The 17,897-nt window shown below is 73.7% G+C and carries 14 protein-coding genes and 1 tRNA gene; 12 read left to right on the top strand and 3 right to left on the bottom strand.

Features of this window, described 5'->3' with window-relative positions; translation table 11 throughout:
• Positions 1-42 precede the first annotated feature (42 nt).
• From ABGA99_RS10465 to ABGA99_RS10505, 9 genes are all read left to right on the top strand, one after another.
• Positions 43-1,479 (top strand): PLP-dependent aminotransferase family protein, encoded by a 1,437-nt coding sequence (locus ABGA99_RS10465; protein ID WP_347577089.1) that lies wholly within the window; start codon positions 43-45, stop codon positions 1,477-1,479.
• Between the two features lie 120 nt (positions 1,480-1,599).
• Complete coding sequence (locus ABGA99_RS10470) at positions 1,600-1,932, top strand: helix-turn-helix domain-containing protein (RefSeq protein ID WP_347582503.1); 333 nt, start codon at positions 1,600-1,602, stop codon at positions 1,930-1,932.
• Positions 1,933-3,220: 1,288 nt separating this feature from the next.
• Positions 3,221-4,132: a hypothetical protein gene (locus ABGA99_RS10475; protein ID WP_347582504.1), complete on the top strand. Its 912-nt coding sequence runs from the start codon at positions 3,221-3,223 to the stop codon at positions 4,130-4,132.
• A 93-nt stretch (positions 4,133-4,225) separates the two neighbouring features.
• Complete coding sequence (locus tag ABGA99_RS10480; RefSeq protein ID WP_347577093.1) at positions 4,226-5,290, top strand: sugar-binding domain-containing protein; 1,065 nt, start codon at positions 4,226-4,228, stop codon at positions 5,288-5,290.
• 205 nt (positions 5,291-5,495) lie between these two features.
• Complete coding sequence (locus tag ABGA99_RS10485; protein ID WP_347582505.1) at positions 5,496-6,890, top strand: FAD-dependent oxidoreductase; 1,395 nt, start codon at positions 5,496-5,498, stop codon at positions 6,888-6,890.
• Positions 6,891-6,948: 58 nt separating this feature from the next.
• On the top strand, positions 6,949-8,235 hold the full coding sequence (locus tag ABGA99_RS10490; protein WP_347582506.1) for an MFS transporter: 1,287 nt from the start codon (positions 6,949-6,951) through the stop codon (positions 8,233-8,235).
• Between the two features lie 238 nt (positions 8,236-8,473).
• A complete protein-coding gene (locus ABGA99_RS10495) occupies positions 8,474-8,908 on the top strand; it encodes a hypothetical protein (RefSeq protein ID WP_347577096.1) in 435 nt (144 codons plus the stop codon).
• Between the two features lie 136 nt (positions 8,909-9,044).
• Positions 9,045-11,195 (top strand): LuxR C-terminal-related transcriptional regulator, encoded by a 2,151-nt coding sequence (locus tag ABGA99_RS10500; protein ID WP_347582507.1) that lies wholly within the window; start codon positions 9,045-9,047, stop codon positions 11,193-11,195.
• Between the two features lie 68 nt (positions 11,196-11,263).
• On the top strand, positions 11,264-11,851 hold the full coding sequence (locus ABGA99_RS10505) for a dihydrofolate reductase family protein (protein ID WP_347582508.1): 588 nt from the start codon (positions 11,264-11,266) through the stop codon (positions 11,849-11,851).
• Positions 11,852-11,872: 21 nt separating this feature from the next.
• Here ABGA99_RS10505 and ABGA99_RS10510 read toward each other — a convergent pair whose 3' ends face one another.
• The 3 genes from ABGA99_RS10510 to ABGA99_RS10520 form a co-directional block, all read right to left on the bottom strand.
• Complete coding sequence (locus tag ABGA99_RS10510; protein WP_347582509.1) at positions 11,873-13,669, bottom strand: SelB C-terminal domain-containing protein; 1,797 nt, start codon at positions 13,667-13,669, stop codon at positions 11,873-11,875.
• On the bottom strand, positions 13,666-14,976 hold the full coding sequence (gene selA, locus ABGA99_RS10515) for an L-seryl-tRNA(Sec) selenium transferase (protein WP_347582510.1): 1,311 nt from the start codon (positions 14,974-14,976) through the stop codon (positions 13,666-13,668). Before selA ends, ABGA99_RS10510 begins: the two co-directional genes overlap by 4 nt.
• A 296-nt stretch (positions 14,977-15,272) precedes the next feature.
• Positions 15,273-15,368, bottom strand: a tRNA-Sec gene (locus ABGA99_RS10520).
• Positions 15,369-15,445: 77 nt separating this feature from the next.
• Here ABGA99_RS10520 and selD point away from each other — a divergent pair.
• The 3 genes from selD to ABGA99_RS10535 all read left to right on the top strand — a co-directional run bounded on the left by selD (position 15,446) and on the right by ABGA99_RS10535 (position 17,897).
• Positions 15,446-16,450 (top strand): selenide, water dikinase SelD, encoded by a 1,005-nt coding sequence (gene selD, locus ABGA99_RS10525; RefSeq protein WP_347582511.1) that lies wholly within the window; start codon positions 15,446-15,448, stop codon positions 16,448-16,450.
• Between the two features lie 161 nt (positions 16,451-16,611).
• Positions 16,612-17,316 (top strand): hypothetical protein, encoded by a 705-nt coding sequence (locus tag ABGA99_RS10530; RefSeq protein ID WP_347577102.1) that lies wholly within the window; start codon positions 16,612-16,614, stop codon positions 17,314-17,316.
• Positions 17,313-17,897 carry a MauE/DoxX family redox-associated membrane protein gene (locus ABGA99_RS10535; protein ID WP_347582512.1) on the top strand — a complete coding sequence of 195 codons (585 nt, stop codon included), beginning with the start codon at positions 17,313-17,315 and terminating at the stop codon, positions 17,895-17,897. Before ABGA99_RS10530 ends, ABGA99_RS10535 begins: the two co-directional genes overlap by 4 nt.

The following is a 17,897-nucleotide window of genomic DNA, read 5'->3' on the forward strand; positions in this document are numbered from 1 at the left end:
AGAGCCTGACGCGGATCGGTACCCGCGGTAAGGTCCGATTCCATGCCCCGTATACGGACCAATTCCAGCACCGCCGAGGACCTGCTCATCGAGCTGGACCGGGACCGCACCCGCGCCGAACCGCTGCACCGGCAGGTCGCGGCGTCGATCCGGGAGAGCGTGCGGGCCGGCCGGCTGCGGCACGGCGCGTCGCTGCCGCCCACCCGGACGCTGGCCGCCGGCCTCGGGGTGTCGCGCGGGGTGGTGGTCGAGGCGTACCAGCAGCTCGTCGCCGAGGGCTACCTGACGAGCCGCGCCGGCGGCTACACCCAGGTCGCGCTGGAGCAGGGCGGCAAGGCGGGCGCCGCGGCCCCGGCCGCCCCCGCGCGGGCGCACGGCGCGGCGCCGGCCGTCGACTTCGGCTACGGCCACACCGACGTCTCCACGTTCCCCCGCGCCGCCTGGCTGCGCTCGGTGCGTACCGTCTTCGCCGCCACGCCCAACGAGCGGTTCGCCTACCTCGACGGCCGCGGCGTCCCCGAGCTCCACCAGGCCCTCGCCGACTACCTCAACCGCGTCCGCGGCACCTCGGCCCGCCCTCGGCACACCGTGGTCTGCAACGGGTTCGGCCAGGGCGTCTCGCTGCTCATCCAGGTCCTCGCCGCCCGGGGCGCCCGCCGGCTGGCCGTCGAGGACCCGTCGCCCGACGACGATGCCCGCCCTCTGGCCGCCGCGGCCGGGCTGGACGTCGTCGGCATCCCGGTCGGTCCCGAGGGCATCCTCGTCGAGGAGCTGGAGAAGGCCGACGCCGACGCCGTCGTGCTGACGCCGTCGCACCAGTGGCCCACAGGCGGGGTGCTGTCCGCGGCGGCCCGCGCCCGGGTGATCCGCTGGGCGCAGCGGCGCGGGGCGCTGGTGATCGAAGACGACTACGACGCGGAGTACCGCTACGACCGCGCGCCCGTCGGCGCCATCCAGGGCCTGGCGCCCGACCGTGTCGTCTACTGCGGCACGGCCAGCAAGACCCTCGTACCCGGGCTGCGCCTGGGCTGGATGCTGGTGCCGCCGCACCTCGTGGACGACGTCGCGCAGGCCAAGCTCCTCGCCGACCGCGGCTCGGGGGTCATCGACCAGTTGACGTTCGCCGACTTCCTCGCCCGCGGCGAGTTCGACCGTCATCTGCGCCGCATGCGGCCCGTCTACCGCCGCCGCCGCGACGCCCTGCTGGCGGCGCTCGACGCCCATCTGCCGGAGCTGGTCCCCACCGGGGTCGCGGCGGGACAGCACGTGGTGGCCTGGCTGCCGCCGGACCTCGACGAGGCGGCGGTCGTCGCCGCGGCCGCCCGCAGGGGCGTCGCACTGCGCGGCGTCGCCCGCTACCGCCTCGACCCGGCGGGTCCCGGCGGCCTGATCTTCGGCTACGCGACCCTCTCCGAACGCGCCGTCGCCGCAGGCATCGCCACCCTGGCCCACGCGGTCGCGGACGTCCGCGCCGCGTAGACCGCCCCGGTCCGCGTGTTTGACCTTGCCGCGACGTCAACGTCTCTACTGGTCACAGGCAGCCGGCACGTCCGGCCACCTCTCTCAGAAGGGACGCACACTTTTGTCAGGGGAGCATCGATGGCCAAGCGGAGTTATATCTGCGGACTCGACGCCGCCATCGCGGTCATGGGCGGCAAAGGGAAAGGGCTGATCCTGTTCTCCCTCGGCGAAGACGGGCCACTGCGCTTCGGGGAGTTGCGGAGGTCCGTGCCGAGCATCAGCGAGCGGATGCTGATCCTTCAGTTCCGGGAGATGGAAGCCAGTGCCCTGGTGCACCGCGAGGTCTATCACCAGGTTCCGCCCAAGGTGGAGTACTCGCTGACCGAGTTCGGCAGGTCCCTCAACGCGGCGCTCGCACCGCTCGGAGAATGGGGTGAGGAGCACATGGAACGCATCGAGGCCATCCCCTAGCGGGCGCCCGGCGGATACTCCGTGATCCGGCGCCACACGCCGCCCGACAACGAACCGGCTGTCCCGGGCCGCTCTGCGGAACCGGTCGCGTCACAGGTATCCGGAGCGTCGGTCCGGGTCGGCACCGCGGCCGCAATGACGGCATCCAGGGTGTCCCGTGCGGCCAGCAGGCCCGCCACGGCCGCGTTGATGCGGTCACGCCCCGGTTCGGCTCGGGCAGCATGCCGGGACGGCTGCAACAGTTACCTGGCCGTGTTCGAAGTCTTCAGGAACGCGACGCGGCTCCGTGACCCGACCCGCCGGCCGGCGCCCCGCCGCCCGGCGTCGGAACGCTCCTCGGTGGCACCACACCGGCTTCGACCGCTCCCGCCCACGGAGCCACGGCCTGCGCGGGCCGTCGCTCCCTCGCGGCAGTGCTCCGGGTCGACGTCGCCCGCCACGCCTCGCACGCATGCGCACCCTGCTGCCCCGCCGGCCCGAGGCGACCCGGCCGGCCGGAGACATCCGGTGGCCGCCCCCCTCCGCTCACCCCCGAACGCTGCGCATCGACGGGCGCAAGTACTGGGTGAGAACGCCAAACAGGGAGGCGACGTGGAATCCGATGAAGAGCTGCTGAGCCGGGCGGCGGATGACCCCGGGGCTTTCGAGCCGCTCGTCGCCCGGCACGCGAAGGCGCTGCACGGCTACTTCGCCCGGCGGGCGTCCGATGCGGCGGACGACCGGCTCGCCGAGACGTGGCTGCGGGCGTACTCCGCACGGGCCGGCTTCGACGCCGCCCGGGGCAGCGCCCGCGTGGCTGTTCGGGGTCGCCAGGCACGTGCCGGCGCACCACTGGCGGACGCCGGGGCCGCACCGGCCACCGGCGGCGGACCAGGCGACATGGGACACGGACACGACGATCGCCCCCTGGCATGCGGTGGACCAGCGCCTCGACGCCATGGCCGTCGCCTGGTCGCTACGGGCCCGGCTGGCCGCCCTGCCGACGGCGGAGCGCGAGCTGTTGCTGCTCGTCGCCTGGGAGCAGCTCACCCCGGGGGGAGGCCGCGGCCGTGGTCGGCATCCCGGCGGGCACGGCCCTCTCCCGGCTGCACCGTGCCCGGACCCGGATGCGCGCCACGCTCAGCAACTCGCAGAGACCCCCGCGCCCGGCGTGCGATGCACGTGCCCGTTCGGCCCTCGAAGGCGATCACGTCCCGGTACACGACGACGAACAGGAGACCCCGTATGAACACCCACGACGAACCGCTCGACTTCCCCGGCGCCGACGAACTGGTGGGCCGCCGGCCGGGTGGCCCCGCCCGGTGCCGATGCCGTCGCCGCGGCACGGACGGCCCTCCGCGAAGCGGTCCGGCATGACATCGGTCTGCGGTCGGCGGGGGCACCTGCGGTCGGCAGGCGCCGCCCCGCCCGGCGCCGGGGGCTCTTCCTCGCGGCCGGCGCCGTCGCCGCCGCCACCGCGACGGCCGTGGTCCTCCCGGTCGTCGCGCTCGACGGTGGCGCCCCGCCGGCGCACGCCTCGGCCGCCGGATTCCTCACCACCATGGCGGACCAGTCCGCCGCCGACGGCGCAGGTACGGCCGACTACTGGAAGATCGCGTCGAAGTACGTACGCTACGACGGCTCGGGGGGCGAGGACTCGGTGGTCCTCAGCCCCGCCCCCGTGGGCGAGAAGCCCCTGCAGATGACCTGGCTGGTCGGCGAGGAGCGCGTCGACTGGGCGGGCCTGGCCGGCCCGCCCACGGATCCGGCGGCGCTGCGTGCCGAACTCGCCGAGGGCGCCTCGGGGGACGGGGCCGAGAGGCAGGTCGTCACCCAGGCGGGCAACATGCTGACCTTCTCGCCCGCGTCCGCCGAACTGCGTGCCGCGCTCCACCAGGTCCTGGCGGACTCTCCCGGACTGCGGCTCGCCGGTCCGGCAGAGGACGGCGAGGGCCGTACCGGGATGCAGGTCCTCTTCAGGCCCGACGGCGGATTCCCGGCGACACAGACCCACTGGATCGTCGACGGGGACGACGGCCAGGTTCTGGAGACGGCGCCGCTCACCACGGAGGACTTCCCCGGAGACCCGGACTGCAAGCCGATGGACGACGTCGACACCGAGTGCCACCCCGCGTACGACGAGAGCGGCATCGTCGACCGCGAGACGTACGTCTTCAACGGCCCGGTCCCGGGGCCGGACGCGAGCGGGTCCGCCGACTGACCCGTCGTGACCACGGCTCACGCCGGGCAGGGCCGCCGGGGCCCCCTCGGCGGCCCTGCCCTGTCCCGTGGTCCCTCCCCTAGGATGACGGGCGTGGGACCTGCGGAGATGCCCGGGGATGCGCCCCGTCGGCCGCTACACCAGGACGGGGATCCCGACCGGTACGAGCCGGAGACGCTGGGAGTCTCGGCGGACGGCAGGGTCGAGACCGCGCTGCGCGTCGCCCAGCAGTACTACCTCCAGCGCGCGACCATGGGAGCCATCGCCAAGGAGCTGGGGACCTCGCGTTCCACGGTGTCCAGGCTCCTCAGCTACGCCAGGGACACCGGGCTGGTGGAGATCCACATTCACCGTCCCCAGCCCCGGGTGAGCGTGGTGGAGCGGCGGTTGCGGGAGCAGTTCGGCGTCCGGGCCCACGTGGCCCGTGTCCCCGCCGCGGCCACCAACGTCGAGCGACTGGAGCTGACGGCCCTCCAGGCCGCCCGGGTGATCAACTCCGTCTTCGACTCCGACATGGTCATCGGCCTGTCCTGGGGCACCATGGTCAACGCCATCAGCCGGTGCCTGATCCCGAAGCCGGTCCACAACTGCCAGTTCGTGCAGTTGAACGGGGCCGGCAACTCGCGTGCCACCGGCACCCACTACTCCCACCAGATGTTCTCGGCGTTCGGGGCGGCCTTCGACGCCGTCGTCCAGCAGTTGCCGGTGCCGCTGTTCTTCGACTCCGCGGAGACCAAGCGGGCGCTGTTCCGTGAGCGCGTGGTGCGCAGGGTCACCGAGCTTCAGCAGACCGCCGACGCGGCCCTGTTCAGCGTGGGAACGGTGGCCGACGGGATGCCCAGCAGCCCGTACATGGCGGGCTACTTCCTGGACGAGTCCGACTTCGCCTCCCTCACCGAGGACGAGGTGGTCGGCGACATCGCCACGGTCTTCATGCGCGCCGACGGGAGCCATCACGGGGTGCGCCTCAACGAGCGTACGAGCGGCCCCGATCTCGACCGGCTCCGGGACGTGGGCCACCGGATCTGCGCCGTCTCCGGCGACCACAAGATCGGTGCCCTGCGCGCCGCCCTGGCCGGGGACTACATCACCCAGTTGGTGATCGACGAGCGCACCGCCGTCCTTCTGCTCGACGGCCTCGCCGCGCCGTCCGCCTGACCGCACCGCTCCCAACTCCCCGCCCGCCCACCGCTGGTGGCCGTACGCGCTGGTCAGACGCACAATCGACTCACGGTGCACATGTGTGCACCGCCCTGGTGAAACGTGCACGGAAGCAGGCATGGTGGCGGGCACCACCGGGCCCGTGAGCCGCAAAAGAAGCGGGCCCCTCTCCCGTACCCCCTGTCACGGAGGTCTGTTCACCATGCCCAGCCACACGTACACCCGTCAGCTCCCGGTGGGTGAGCCCACCGACGTCCTCGTCGTGGGGAGCGGGCCCTCCGGACTGGGCGCGGCGCTGGCAGCCGCCCGCAACGGGGCCTCGGTCCGTCTCGTGGAGCGGTTCGGGTTCCTCGGGGGCAATCTGACCGCCGGTCTCGTCGGTCCCTGCATGACCTCCTTCTCGCTCGACGGCACGACCCAGCTCGTCCGCGGGATCTTCGACGAGTTCGTCCAGCGCATGGTCAAGGTGGGCGGCGCGGTGCACCCCTCCGAGACCCGTTCCGGCAGCCCGTACTCGGGATTCATGGTCTACGGGCACGAGGCCGTGACCCCCTTCGACCCGGAGGCGGCCAAGGTGGTCGCGCTCGACATGTGCCAGGAGGCCGGGGTCGAACTGCTGCTGCACACCTTCGTCGCCGACGCCCTCACCGACGAGCGCCGGGTGACCGGTGTGGTGGTGGGCAACAAGAGCGGCCTCGGCGTGCTCCCCGCCACCACGGTCATCGACTGCACGGGGGACGGGGACGTCGCCGCCCGCGCGGGGGCGGGCTTCGATCTGGGCCGGGACGGGGACGGCCAGATGCAGCCGATGACCCTGTTCTTCCGGGTGGGGGACGTCGACGACGACGCGGTACGGGCCTATCAGGAGGCGCACCCCGACGAGCGGTTCCCCTTCCAGGGGCTGGTGGAGCAGGCGAGCGCGGACGGCTCCTTCACACTCCCCCGCCGGGGCGTCCAGTTGTTCAAGACCCTGGAGCCGGGGGTCTGGCGCATCAACACCACGCGGGTCCTGGGCCTGGACGGCACGGACGCAGGCGACCTCACCACCGGTGAGATCACGGCCCGCCGCCAGGTCGTCGAGCTGATGCGGTTCTTCCGCGAGCGGCTGCCCGGCATGCGGAACTGCAAGCTGCTCGACACGGCCGCCACCATCGGAGTCCGCGAGACCCGGCGCGTACAGGGCGAGCATCTGCTCACCCTCGACGAACTGACCTCGGGGCAGGCCTTCGAAGACACCATCGCGGTGGCCGGCTATCCCGTCGACATCCACAGTCCGACCGGGCCGAACGGCCCCTTCGACGACGGCATCCCGCCCACCGCCAACATCTACGAGATCCCCTACCGCAGCCTCGTTCCCCGGGACCTGGACAACCTGCTGCTGTCCGGGCGGTGCGTCTCGGCGACCCACGAGGCACTCGCCGCGATCCGCGTCATGCCCCCGTCCTTCGCGATGGGCGAGGCCGCGGGGGTCGCGGCCGCTCTCGCCCAGCACGACGGGGTGCTCCCCCGCGCCGTCGACGTACCCGCGCTCCAGCGCCGGCTCCTCGCTCAGGGCGCCTACCTGGGCCCCCGTTTCGAGTCCGCCCCCCTCAGCTGACCGTGCCGCTCCGGCCGGCACACCCTCAACGAAGGGACACGCCATGATTCGTCGCGTTGTGAGCGCCAGCACCGTGGGCACCGCCCTGGAGTGGTACGACTTCATGCTCTTCGGGACCGCCGCCGCGCTGGTCTTCGACGAGGTCTTCTTCCCGGGCCACGACCCGATGGTGGGGACGTTGTCCGCTCTCGCCACGTTCGCCGTCGGCTTCTTCGCCCGGCCCTTCGGCGGCCTCCTCTTCGGGCACTACGGGGACCGGATCGGCCGGAAGAAGGTCCTGGTGATCACGCTCTGCCTGATGGCGGTGGCCTCCACTCTCATGGGCCTGATCCCCGGTTACGCCAGCATCGGCGTCGCCGCCCCGGCGCTGCTGGTGTTCCTGCGCATCCTCCAGGGACTCGGCGCCGGGGCGGAGTACGCCGGCGGCGCGCTGATGGCGGCCGAGCACGCACCGCCCCGCAAGCGCGGTCTGTACGCGGCCATTCCGCCCACGGGCAACGGGGTCGGCGTCATTCTGGCCGCCGCCGTCTTCACCCCGTTCACCATGCTCCCGGACGACCAGTTCACCACCTGGGGCTGGCGGATCCCCTTCCTGCTCAGCATCCTGATCCTGCCGGTGGGCCTGTACATCCGTATGCGCGTGTCCGAGACACCTGCGTTCGACCGGACCAGGGAGCAGGGCGAGCGGACGTCGACGCCGGCCCTGGACCTGGCCAGGAACGAGCCGAGGACGCTGCTGCGGTGTCTGCTCGCCAACATCGGCCCGAACGTCGCGACCTACGTGCCCAGCGTCTACGCCCTCACCTACATCGAGGACGACCTGGGCATGGCAGCCAGCGTCGGCACCATCGGGCTCCTGATCGCCAACTCCGTCAAAGTGGTCACCCTTCCGCTGTCCGGAGCGCTCTCGGACAGATGGGGCCGGAAGCCGGTCTTCGCATCGGGGGCCGTGCTGTGCGCCCTTCTCGCGTTTCCCTTCTTCTGGCTGCTCGACACCGGCCACTCGTGGGTGGTGTGGATCGCGATGACCCTGATGCTCACCTTCGCCAACGACCTGATGCTCGGTGCCCAGGCGGCGATGCTCCCCGAGCAGTTCGACACCCACGTGCGGTACACGGGTGTGGCGGTGAGCCGGGAGTTCGCCGCCGCGATCGCGGGAGGCACCCTGCCGTTCATCGCGGCCGCCCTGACCGCGGTCACCGGCGGCACGTGGGCACTGTCCACGCTGATGATCTTCATGTGCGTGCTCTCCCTCATCGGGGTGTCCGGCCTCCGGGACGGCCGGGAACTTTCCTTCGTCGAGGAAGGCCCCCGACCGGACAAGGAGACCGCCTCCGCGCCCTAGCCCGGCCTTGAAACCGGGAGTCGCATACGGCCTGATCTCCACGTGCAAGAGGCTGAATCCCCACTGGATCAAGCCCCGCAGTGCACGTTTGCCTGCCCCGCTCAGGGCCCGATAGCTTGTCGGCGACGGAGCGCACCGAACCGACATTCGGAGATCACTCCGCGTTCATCAAGACATCGGGGGATTCATGCAGAGGAATTGGCGTTTCGCCCTGCCCGTAGCCGCTGTGCTGGCCACGTTGGCGTTAGCCGGATGCGGCGACGAGGACAAGGACGCGGGGGCCGAACAGGACCCCGCGGCCCCGGCCACCTTGGTCCCGTCCAAGGAGGGGACCAAGGAGCCCGACCCGGGCACCTCCCCCTCGGACACCAGCCCCCCGGACGGCGGCGACGTGGGCGACCTGCCCGTCATCGGAGGCGAACTTGAGGGCACCTGGGCCGCCGGCGACACCTCGCTGACGTCCAAGTCGGCACAACTGACGTACCGCAGCGCGGAGACCGGGGAGTGCACCGGCGTGGCCACCGACCGCGACATCGCGCTGACCTCCTGCGACGCGCTCGACATGGCCGACCCGAACGCGTTCGGCGCGATGAACGCGGTCTGGTCGGTGAAGGGCGACACGGTCACCGTCAAGTGGATGAACGGAAAGTCCCAGGAGCTCACCCGTCAGTAGCCTGACCTGAGCACCTCCGCCGACGACGCACGCGCAATCGCACCGAAATCGCGGCCCGGCCGCAGCCCTGCGGGGCTGGGGCCGGGCCTGCGACCGGCACCCCGACGTGGGCGACGATGCACCTTAGAGTGGTCCGGTGCAGTGCCGGGAGCAGGTGTCCGCGCGGGAGGCGGAGGTGCTGGCGGCGATCCGCGGCCACCAGTCCAACGCCCGGATAGCAGCGCGCCTTCACCTGTCCGTCCGCACCGTGGAGAGCCACGTGTCCTCCTTGCTGCGCAAGGCCGGCGTGCCCGACCGCCGGTCCCTGGCGGCCCTCGCGGACGCTTCGGCCGGAGACCGCGGGCTGCCGGCATACCCGACGTCGTTCGTGGGGCGCGCACATGAGCGAGCCGAGGTGTCCGCCGCACTGCGCGACTCGCGGCTGGTGAGCTTGGTCGGGCCGGTCGGGGTGGGCAAGACCCGGCTGGCCGTGGAGATCGCCGCCGACCTGGACGGCGGCGCCGCGTTCGTCGCTCTCGTTCCGGTGCGCGCCGGTGAGGTGGCGCGGACGGTGGCCCAGGTGCTCGGCGTCACCGAACGGCCGCCGGGCACGCCCGCCGACGCGGTGATCGACCGACTGCGTTCGGCCCCCGCGATGCTGGTGCTGGACAACTGCGAGCACGTCATCGACGAGGCCGGCGCGCTGATCGCGCGGATTCTCCGGTCGTGCCCGCACACGACGATCCTGGCCACCAGCCGGGAACGGCTGGCCGTGCCCGGGGAGCGGTTGCTGGTGGTGCCGCCGTGGGGGAGCGAGGCGCAGCGGCTCTTTCTGGACCGTGCTCGTGCGGTCGGTCCCGATCTCCTCGCCGAACGGGCGGTGGTGGCGCGCTTGTGCACCGCGCTCGACGGGATGCCGTTGGCGATCGAGTGGGTGGCCGCCCGAACGGCGTCGTTGGGCGTGGACGGTGTGCACGCGGCGCCGGACGACCGGTTGCGGCTGGTCTCCGGCGGTCGCGGTCCTGATCAGCGGCACCATTCGCTGGCAACGGTGATCGGCTGGAGCCTGGATCTGCTGGACGACGAGGAGCGCGTGCTTTTCCGTCGGCTGGGCATGTTCGTCGGCGGGTTCGACCTGGACGCCGTCACCGCCCTCGACCCGGAATGCGGTGTCGGCGCGATCGCCGACCTGGTCGGCAGGCTGGTCGACCGGAGCCTCGTGGTGCCCGGGCGGCCCGGCGCGGGTGCGCGCTGGTCCTTGCCGGCGACGGTTCGCGCGGTCGCCCGGCGGGAGCTGGCGGCCGGCGGCGAGGACATCCGGCCGCGGTACGTGCGCTGGGCCGCGGATACCGCCGCCCGGATGGAAACGCGGATCGGCCGGCTCATGTCTGCCGAGTTCGACGCCGTCGCCGACGACCTGCGGCACGCACGCGCCTCGGCGACCGAGGGGGACACCGCGTACCGGCTGGCGAAGTCCCTGGCACGCCTCAGTTTCGGCCGGGGACATGTGGTGGCCGCACGCGTGCACTACCGCACGGCCGCCGACCTGGCGCCGGACCCGGCCGCCGCGGCCGGGGATCTCGGTACGGCCGCCGCCGTCGCGCTGACCGTCGCCGACGGGGAGACCGCCTTCGGTTTGCTGCTGGCAACTGCCGACCGGGCCGGGCAGGCGGGCGAGAACGCAGCGCGGGCCGTGCCCCTCGGTTCTGCGGTGATCACGGCCACCCGGTTCGCGATGTGCTTCACCGAACAGGTTCCGCGTGATCGCGTGGTGGCGCTGCTGGAGGAGGCGACCGCCCTGACCGACCCGGCCGATGAGCGGGCCCCCGCCGTGGTCGCGACGGCGCGGGCGTGGGCGGCGGGACGACGACCGCTGGAACCGGATCTGGAGTTGTCGCGGGCGGCGGTGGCGGCTGCGCGGCGGACAGGGGACGCCGCGCTCGTTCTGGGCGCGCTGGACGCGCTGGGCACCGCACTGGCCAACGCCGGACGCTTGCGCCGGGCCCACCGGCTGTCGGACGAACTGGCGGTGGTAGCCGGGCTGCCCGATGCCGCCCGGCGGCTCGCCGACGCCGAACCCGCGGCGGCCGAGAACGACTGGGCTGCGGCCTGCCTGGCCCGCGCGACCGCACGGCACACCGGTGACCGGCGGCTGCTGACCGAGTCGGTGGCTCGGTGGGAGCGTATCGATGCCCGGTTCGAACGCGCCGTCACGCTGGTGCTGATGCCGGACCGGGCCGCCGAGGGACACGCGGAACCGGCCGACCTGAAGGCCACGCCGCCGGCCCCTTCGTCGGTTCAGCGGTGACCACGGATGTCACAGGGGCGGGCCCCGAGAAGACTCGTGGTCACCGGAAACAACCTTGAGGAGCAGTCATGGGGAAAGTCGCGTCGAGCATGTCAATGTCGCTGGACGGATACGTCACCGGACCGCACGACAGCCGGGAACAGCCGCTGGGCGAAGGCGGTGAGGTCCTGCACCGGTGGCTCGGACCGGCGGGGACCGAAGCCGACCGGGCGGTGCTGCAGGAGATGCTGGACGGCGCCGGCGCGGTCCTCATGGGCCGCCGCTCCTACGACTTCTGCGTCGGCGACGGCGGCTGGGGCGACGGCGGCCCCGTAGGCGACACGCCGTGCTTCGTGCTCACCCACCACGCCCCGGACCCCGCGGGGGTTCCGGAGGTGTTCACGTTCGTCACCGACGGTGTCGAAAGCGCGATCGCGCAGGCGAAGGCCGCCGCGGGTGACCGTGTCGTCGGCGTGCACGGAGCGACCGCGGCCCAGCAGGCACTCGCCGCCGGGCTGCTCGACGAGATCCAGGTGCACCTGGTGCCGGTGTTGCTCGGTGGCGGAGTCCGGCTGTTCGACCTGCTCGGGGCCGACCCGGTCGACCTGGTGCGCGATCGCGTCATCGAAGCCGGCAGCGGCGTCACCCACCTGCGCTTCCGCGTAAGCCGGCCGTGAGCGGCAGCACGGCGGCCACCGTCACCCTCCGTCCGTGAGGAACCGGCGGCCGTCGGGCCGGCGGTGGGTGTGGCCGGTCTCGTCGAGGGTTTCCAGGAGCGGGATCGCGACGCGGCGGCTGATGGCGAGGGCACGCGCGGCCTCGCCGACCGTGAACGGCTGGGGCAACCCGGCGAGTTCACGGGCCGCACGGACCACGGACCCGGCGGGGAGGTAGACCGCGCCCACGCGCTCCAAAGCGCCGCGGCGCACCAGCAGGGTCAACGCCTCGGCGGTGAGGCCCAGTTCGTCCAGACGCCGCCGGGTGGGGGCCTGGAACGGGGCGGACCGCAGATCGTCGAGCAGCCCCGTCAGCCCGGCGGCGACCGCCGCGGGGAGCCGGTCCGCCTCGTCCGCGCGATACAGCCTTTCGTCGCGCAGGATCAGGTCAACGCCGGACGCGGCGGCCAGGCCGTCCCAGGCGGTGTCCGGCGGCAGCGCGAGGAGTCGACGGGCCTGGGCGAGCGGCAGTCCCGGGTCGGCGGGGTGGGCCTCGGCGTGTTCCCGCACCGCCGCGGCCAGGGTGGCGCCCAGCCGCTCTGCGTGCCCTCGGTCGAACAGCCAGCGTTCGCCGCCCGCTTCCACGGCGTACCCCTGGGCGGCAAGCCGGCCGCGTTCGCCCAGGCCGGCGGTGGCCAGACGGACGGCGGGGTCGGTCGGCTCGGCGATGTCGGCCAGTCGGCGTGCACGGATGGCGGCGGCTCCGCGGCCGGTCAGCGGCGGCGGCTCCGGGTCCAGCACCGTTGCGCCGACCAGCAGCCGGGACCCCGGGTCGCGTAGCAGCAGCCGGTCACCGACGTGGAGCGGCAGCGGAGTGCGCAGCGTGAGGCGTGCGGCGTCCCTGCCCAGTGGCCGCAGCCGTGCGCTGGTTGCGGCGGTGCCACAGTGGACCAGAGGCTCGGCCGGCAGGCGCGGAGGTCTGCCGCCGTCGTCCGTCCCGCCCGTGGGTTCGTAGCGGACGTCCACGCGGTCCGTGGTCCACCACCGCCCGGGGGTGAGCAGCGCGTCGCCCCTTCCGACCTGGTCGGCGGCGATGCGGCGGAGGTTGACGGCGACGCGGGCGGGGCCGGTCACCCGGGGAACGGCGTGGCCGAGGCTGTGAAGGCCGCGTACCTGCACCGTGCGGCCGGCGGGGGCGAGGTGCAGGGTGTCGCCCTCGGCGAGGGTGCCGGCGGCGAGGGTGCCGGTGACGACCGTGCCGACGCCCGCCATGGTGAACGACCGGTCCAGCCACAGCCGGACGGGGGCCGCCGGATCGGGCGACGGCCGGTCGGCGGCCAACGCGTCGAGTTCACCCAGGAGGAGGTCGAGCCCTTCTCCGGTGCGAGCGCTGACGGCGACGGCCGGCGCGCCGGCGAGGCCGGTGCCGCAGGCCCGTTCCACCGCCTTTGCGAGGGCCGGCGCGGGGTCGGCGAGATCGGCGCGGGTGACGACCAGAAGCCCGGTGCGCACGCCGAACGCGTCGAGCGCGACGAGGTGTTCTTCGGTCTGCCGACGCCAGCCCTCCTCGGCGGAGACCACCAGCAGCACGGCGGGCGCGGTGGCGATCCCGGCGAAGGTGGTGGCCAGATAGCGGTGGTGGCCGGGCACGTCGACGAAGGCGAGGGCGCGCCCGCCGGGTGCGGTGGTCCAGGCGAAGCCGAGGTCGAGGGTGAGGCCGCGCCGCCGCTCCTCGGCGAGCCGGTCGGGGTCGGTGCCGGTCAGGGCGCGCACCAGCGTCGACTTGCCGTGGTCGACATGGCCGGCCGTCGCGATCACCAGGCCGGGGGCCGCGATCACGCCTCCCCCGGCGCCGCGGTGACCGTGGCGAGAACGGCGGCGAGCAGTCTCGCGTCGTCCTCCTCGGGTACGGTCCGCAGGTCGAGCAGCAGCCGGTCGCCGTGGACGCGGCCGACCACGGCCGGATCGCCGGCGCGTAGCGGCCCGGCGAGGGCGGCGGGCAGCGCGACGGCGGCGCTGGGCAGGGTGACGCCGGGCGCTCCCCCGCCGCCGACCCGGGCCTCGCTGGGCACCGCCTCGGCGGCAACGCCCCGTTCGGTGAGCCCGGCCGCCAATGTCCCGGCGCGGGAGGCGAGTTCGGCTTCGCGGGCCGCCAGGGCGCGTTCCACCGGGGGCCGGGGGCCGAGAACGGTGGCCTCCAGGGCCGCGAGGGTCAGTTTGTCGACGCGCATCGCGCGGGCCAGGGGGTGGGTGCGGAGCCGTTCGACGAGGTCGCGCCGGCCGAGCAGCAGGCCCGCCTGAGGGCCGCCGAGCAGCTTGTCCGCGCTGGCGGTGACCAGGTCGGCGCCCTGGTCGAGGGAGGTCGCGGCGTCGGGCTCGTCCGGCAGCGCGGGGTGGGGCCGCAACAGCCCGGAGCCGATGTCGTGGACCAAAGGGATGCCCAGCGTGGCGAGTTCGCCGATCGGGACGGATGAAACGAAGCCGGTGGTGAGGAAGTTGGAGGGGTGCACCTTGAGGACGAGGCCGGTGTCGGGGCCGATGGCGCGCGCGTAGTCGTCGAGGTGGGTGCGGTTTGTGGCACCGACCTCGACCAGCCGGGCGCCGGTGCTCTCGACCAGCTCGGGGAGACGGAACCCGTCGCCGATCTCGACCAGTTCCCCCCGGCTGATGAGGATCTCGCGCCCTGCGGCGAGGGCGGTGGCGGCCAGCACCAGTGCGGCGGCGTTGTTGTTGACCAGATGGACGGCCTCCGCGCTCGGGACGGCTCCGGCGAGGGCGGCCAACGCGCCCCTCCCCCGCCGGGCCCGGCGCCCGTCGCTCAGGTCGAACTCGACGTCCGTGGGGCCGGACGCGGCCCGCAGCGCCTCGACGGCGGCCGAGGAGAGCGGCGCGCGGCCGAGGTTGGTGTGCACGACGACACCGGTGGCGTTCACCACCGTGCGCAGTGAGGTGGCGTTCCGCGGCAGGGCGGCGACGGCCGCGTCGGCGGCCTCTTCGGGGGCCAGCACGCCGGCTCGTACCCGATGTTGGGCCTCGGCGACCGCGCGACGGACCAGGGTGCGCCCCAGCCGCCGTGCGGCGTCGGCCAGCCGGGTGTCGGTGAGCAGGGCGTCGGTGCGGGGTACGCGGCGTCTGGCGTCCGTCAACGCCGGCCTCCCCGGTGGCCTCGGAACAGCGTCGGAACTTCGTGGGGGCGTGTGCTCCCGCGGTCGCCCGCCCGTTCACCTGCGGCGACGCGACGGGAGGGCCGGGCTCAACCTACGTGAGAACGACGCCTGTCGCCAGGGCAGCCGCCCGAAGCCGCAGCGGCGGGCGGGATCCGCCTTCTCGCGCCGGTTGGGAGGCGGCGTCCGCCCGTTCGGCCACGTTCTGGACGCCGGGGCACAGGCGGCCGGACGCTCGGGCGTCCCCGCGGGCACCACGTACCGCGTGCGGGGCTTGCTGGCGGAGGCGTATGGGAATCGAACCCACCCGGCCGGGGTTCCCGACCGCATCGGTGTTGAAGACCGTGGGGGCCACCAGGCACCCGCCCGCCTCCGGCACGGAGTCTACGACCCCGTTCGAGGCACCCGTCCCCCTGTCGGAGCAAGGGGGTTCGGGCGTACCGTCCCGCGGATGACCGTTCGACTGACCCAGTACGCGGGCGGCGGTGGCTGCGCCTGCAAGATTCCCCCCGGCGAACTCGACGCCCTGGTCTCCTCCCTGGCCGGGACGAGCAGCCATCCGAAGGATCCGGCCGCGGAGGTGCTGGTCGGCCTTGAGGGCGGCGGGGACGACGCGGCCGTGGTCCGCCTCGACGGCGAGCGCGCGGTCGTCACCACGGCCGACTTCTTCACTCCGGTCGTGGACGACGCCTACGACTGGGGGCGGATCGCGGCGGCCAACGCGCTCTCCGACGTCTACGCGATGGGCGGCACCCCGTGGGCGGCGATCAACCTCCTCGCCTGGCCCGGGGACACGCTGCCGATGGAGCTGGCCGCCGAGGTGCTGCGGGGCGGCCGTGACATGGCGCACGCGGCGGGCTGCCAGGTCTCGGGCGGCCACAGCGTGACCGATCCGGAGCCCAAGTACGGGATGTCGGTGGTGGGGATGGTCCACCCCGAGCGGATGCTGCGACAGGACGCGGCCGAGCCGGGGCGGGCGTTGACCCTCACGAAGCCGCTGGGCAGCGGGGTGCTCAACGCCCGGCACAAGGCGACCGGGGAGGTCTTTCCGGAGGCGGTGGCCGTGATGGCCGCGCTGAACCGGGACGCCTCGGTCGCGGCGGTGGCCGCGGGCATCCGGGCGGGTACGGATGTCACGGGGTTCGGACTGCTGGGCCACGCCTACAAGGTGGCGCGCGCCTCCGGTGTGACGCTGGCGATCCACGCGGCGGCGGTTCCGTTGCTGGCGGAGGCGGGGCCTGCGGCGGTGGAGGGCTTCGTCAGCGGAGGCACCCGGCGCAATCTGGCGTGGGTCGAGCCCTGGGTGGATTTCGGCGGCCTCCCCGAGGTCGAAAGGCTGCTGCTGGCCGACGCGCAGACCTCGGGAGGGTTGCTGCTGGCCGGCGAGGTGCCGGGGCACCCGGTGATCGGCGAGGTGCTGCCGCCCGGCGAGGCGCCCGTGGTGGTACGCGGCTGAACGGTGCCGCCCCGGGGCGGGGCCGGTGCCGGTGCCGGGCGACCGAGGCGCGCGGACCCCCGGAAAGGCGATCGGCTTGTATGTACACCGTCATTCTATGCGGGTAGAGTTAACCGCCGTTCAGCGCACCAGGTTCGGGACACCGTTCTCAGGAGGACCACGTGGCGTCATCCACTGCCGTTGAGCACCGCGCGTTGGACGGTAGCGCGTACCGCCTCGCCGCCGACCTCGACCTGACACGGCCCGCGACCTCCGTCGTCGAGGTGATCGCCGACGGCCGCCTCCACGAGCTCACCGCCGGGCCGGCCGACCTGGCCGAGTCGGTGGCGGCATCCCTGGGGATCACCGGCTTCGACAGCGAACTCTCCTTCCAGGGCGGCACGTTGCGGACCGCCACCACCAGCGACTACGACGCGCAGTCGCAGCAGGTGGAGAACCCGACGCTGGTGGTCTGGCAGGGCCGGCGGTTCAGCCTGATCACCCGGCTCTACCGGGCCGCGCTCAGCGACGTGTTGCTGCTCCTGCGCACCCTCGGCATCGCCGAGCACGCCGACGGCATCACGCTCACCCCGGACGCCTCCGCCGGCACCCGCCTGGCCCGGCCGGCCACGGTGCTCAAGGAAGTGCCGACGCTCGGCCTGGTCGAGATGAGCCGGCCCACCCGCGAGCACACCGTTCAGCTCCCGCCCTGGCAGGGTGCGCCGGTGTCCTCGGGCGAGCTGTTCCGCGACTCGCTCTCCGACGGGCGCCCGTTCTTCGTGCTCTCCGGCGAGGACGTGTGGGCGACCATCGTTCCGCTGGCCGACACCTCCGCCGACCGCGTGCCCACGCTGGTCGACGCGCTCGACCTGCGGGCCGTGGGGTGACGTCCCTGATCGCCGCCACGGCGACGGGCGTGGTGCTGCTGGCCCTCGTCGCGGGCGGCGCCGCGCACCTGAGCCGACCCGCCGCACTGCCCGACGCGCTGACCACCCACCGGCTGCTGCCTCGGCGCGCCGTGGCGCCGGTCGCGCGAGCGGCCACGGCTGCCGAGATCCTGCTCGCCGTCGCCGGTGTCGCCGCGCTGCTCGCCGGCCACCGCGCCGCGCTCGCCGCCGCGCTCGGCGCTGCGGCGCTGATGTTCGCCTGCTACGCCCTCTACACCGGATACGCCCTGGCCGCCGGACACGGCGGCCCCTGCGGCTGCTCGCGCACCGACGTCCCGTTGAGTTCCTGGGTCGCCGGCCGGGCCTGGGCGTTCGCGGGGCTGGCCGCCATCGGCGCCACGCTGGCCGCGGGTACCGGCAACCCGCCCGGGGGCGCGGCCGAGTGGACCACGGCGGCGCTGGCCGCCGTGACCCTGGCGGCCCTGCTCTGGGTGCTGCCGGCCGCCATGGGCCGACCCGTCGCCACAGCACGGCCGCCGGCCCACACCGGCGCCGTACCCGCCGTCGAAGGAGGCCACTGA

Source organism: Streptomyces sp. B5E4 (assembly GCF_039871555.1).
Taxonomy (GTDB): domain Bacteria; phylum Actinomycetota; class Actinomycetes; order Streptomycetales; family Streptomycetaceae; genus Streptomyces.

Bases quoted from the DNA above. Each gene is read 5' to 3' on its own strand.
- ABGA99_RS10465 (WP_347577089.1), top strand. From the start codon at position 43: ATGCCCCGTATACGGACCAATTCCAGCACCGCCGAGGACCTGCTCATC.
- ABGA99_RS10470 (WP_347582503.1), top strand. From the start codon at position 1,600: ATGGCCAAGCGGAGTTATATCTGCGGACTCGACGCCGCCATCGCGGTC.
- ABGA99_RS10485 (WP_347582505.1), top strand. From the start codon at position 5,496: ATGCCCAGCCACACGTACACCCGTCAGCTCCCGGTGGGTGAGCCCACC.
- ABGA99_RS10505 (WP_347582508.1), top strand. From the start codon at position 11,264: ATGGGGAAAGTCGCGTCGAGCATGTCAATGTCGCTGGACGGATACGTC.
- selD (WP_347582511.1), top strand. From the start codon at position 15,446: ATGACCGTTCGACTGACCCAGTACGCGGGCGGCGGTGGCTGCGCCTGC.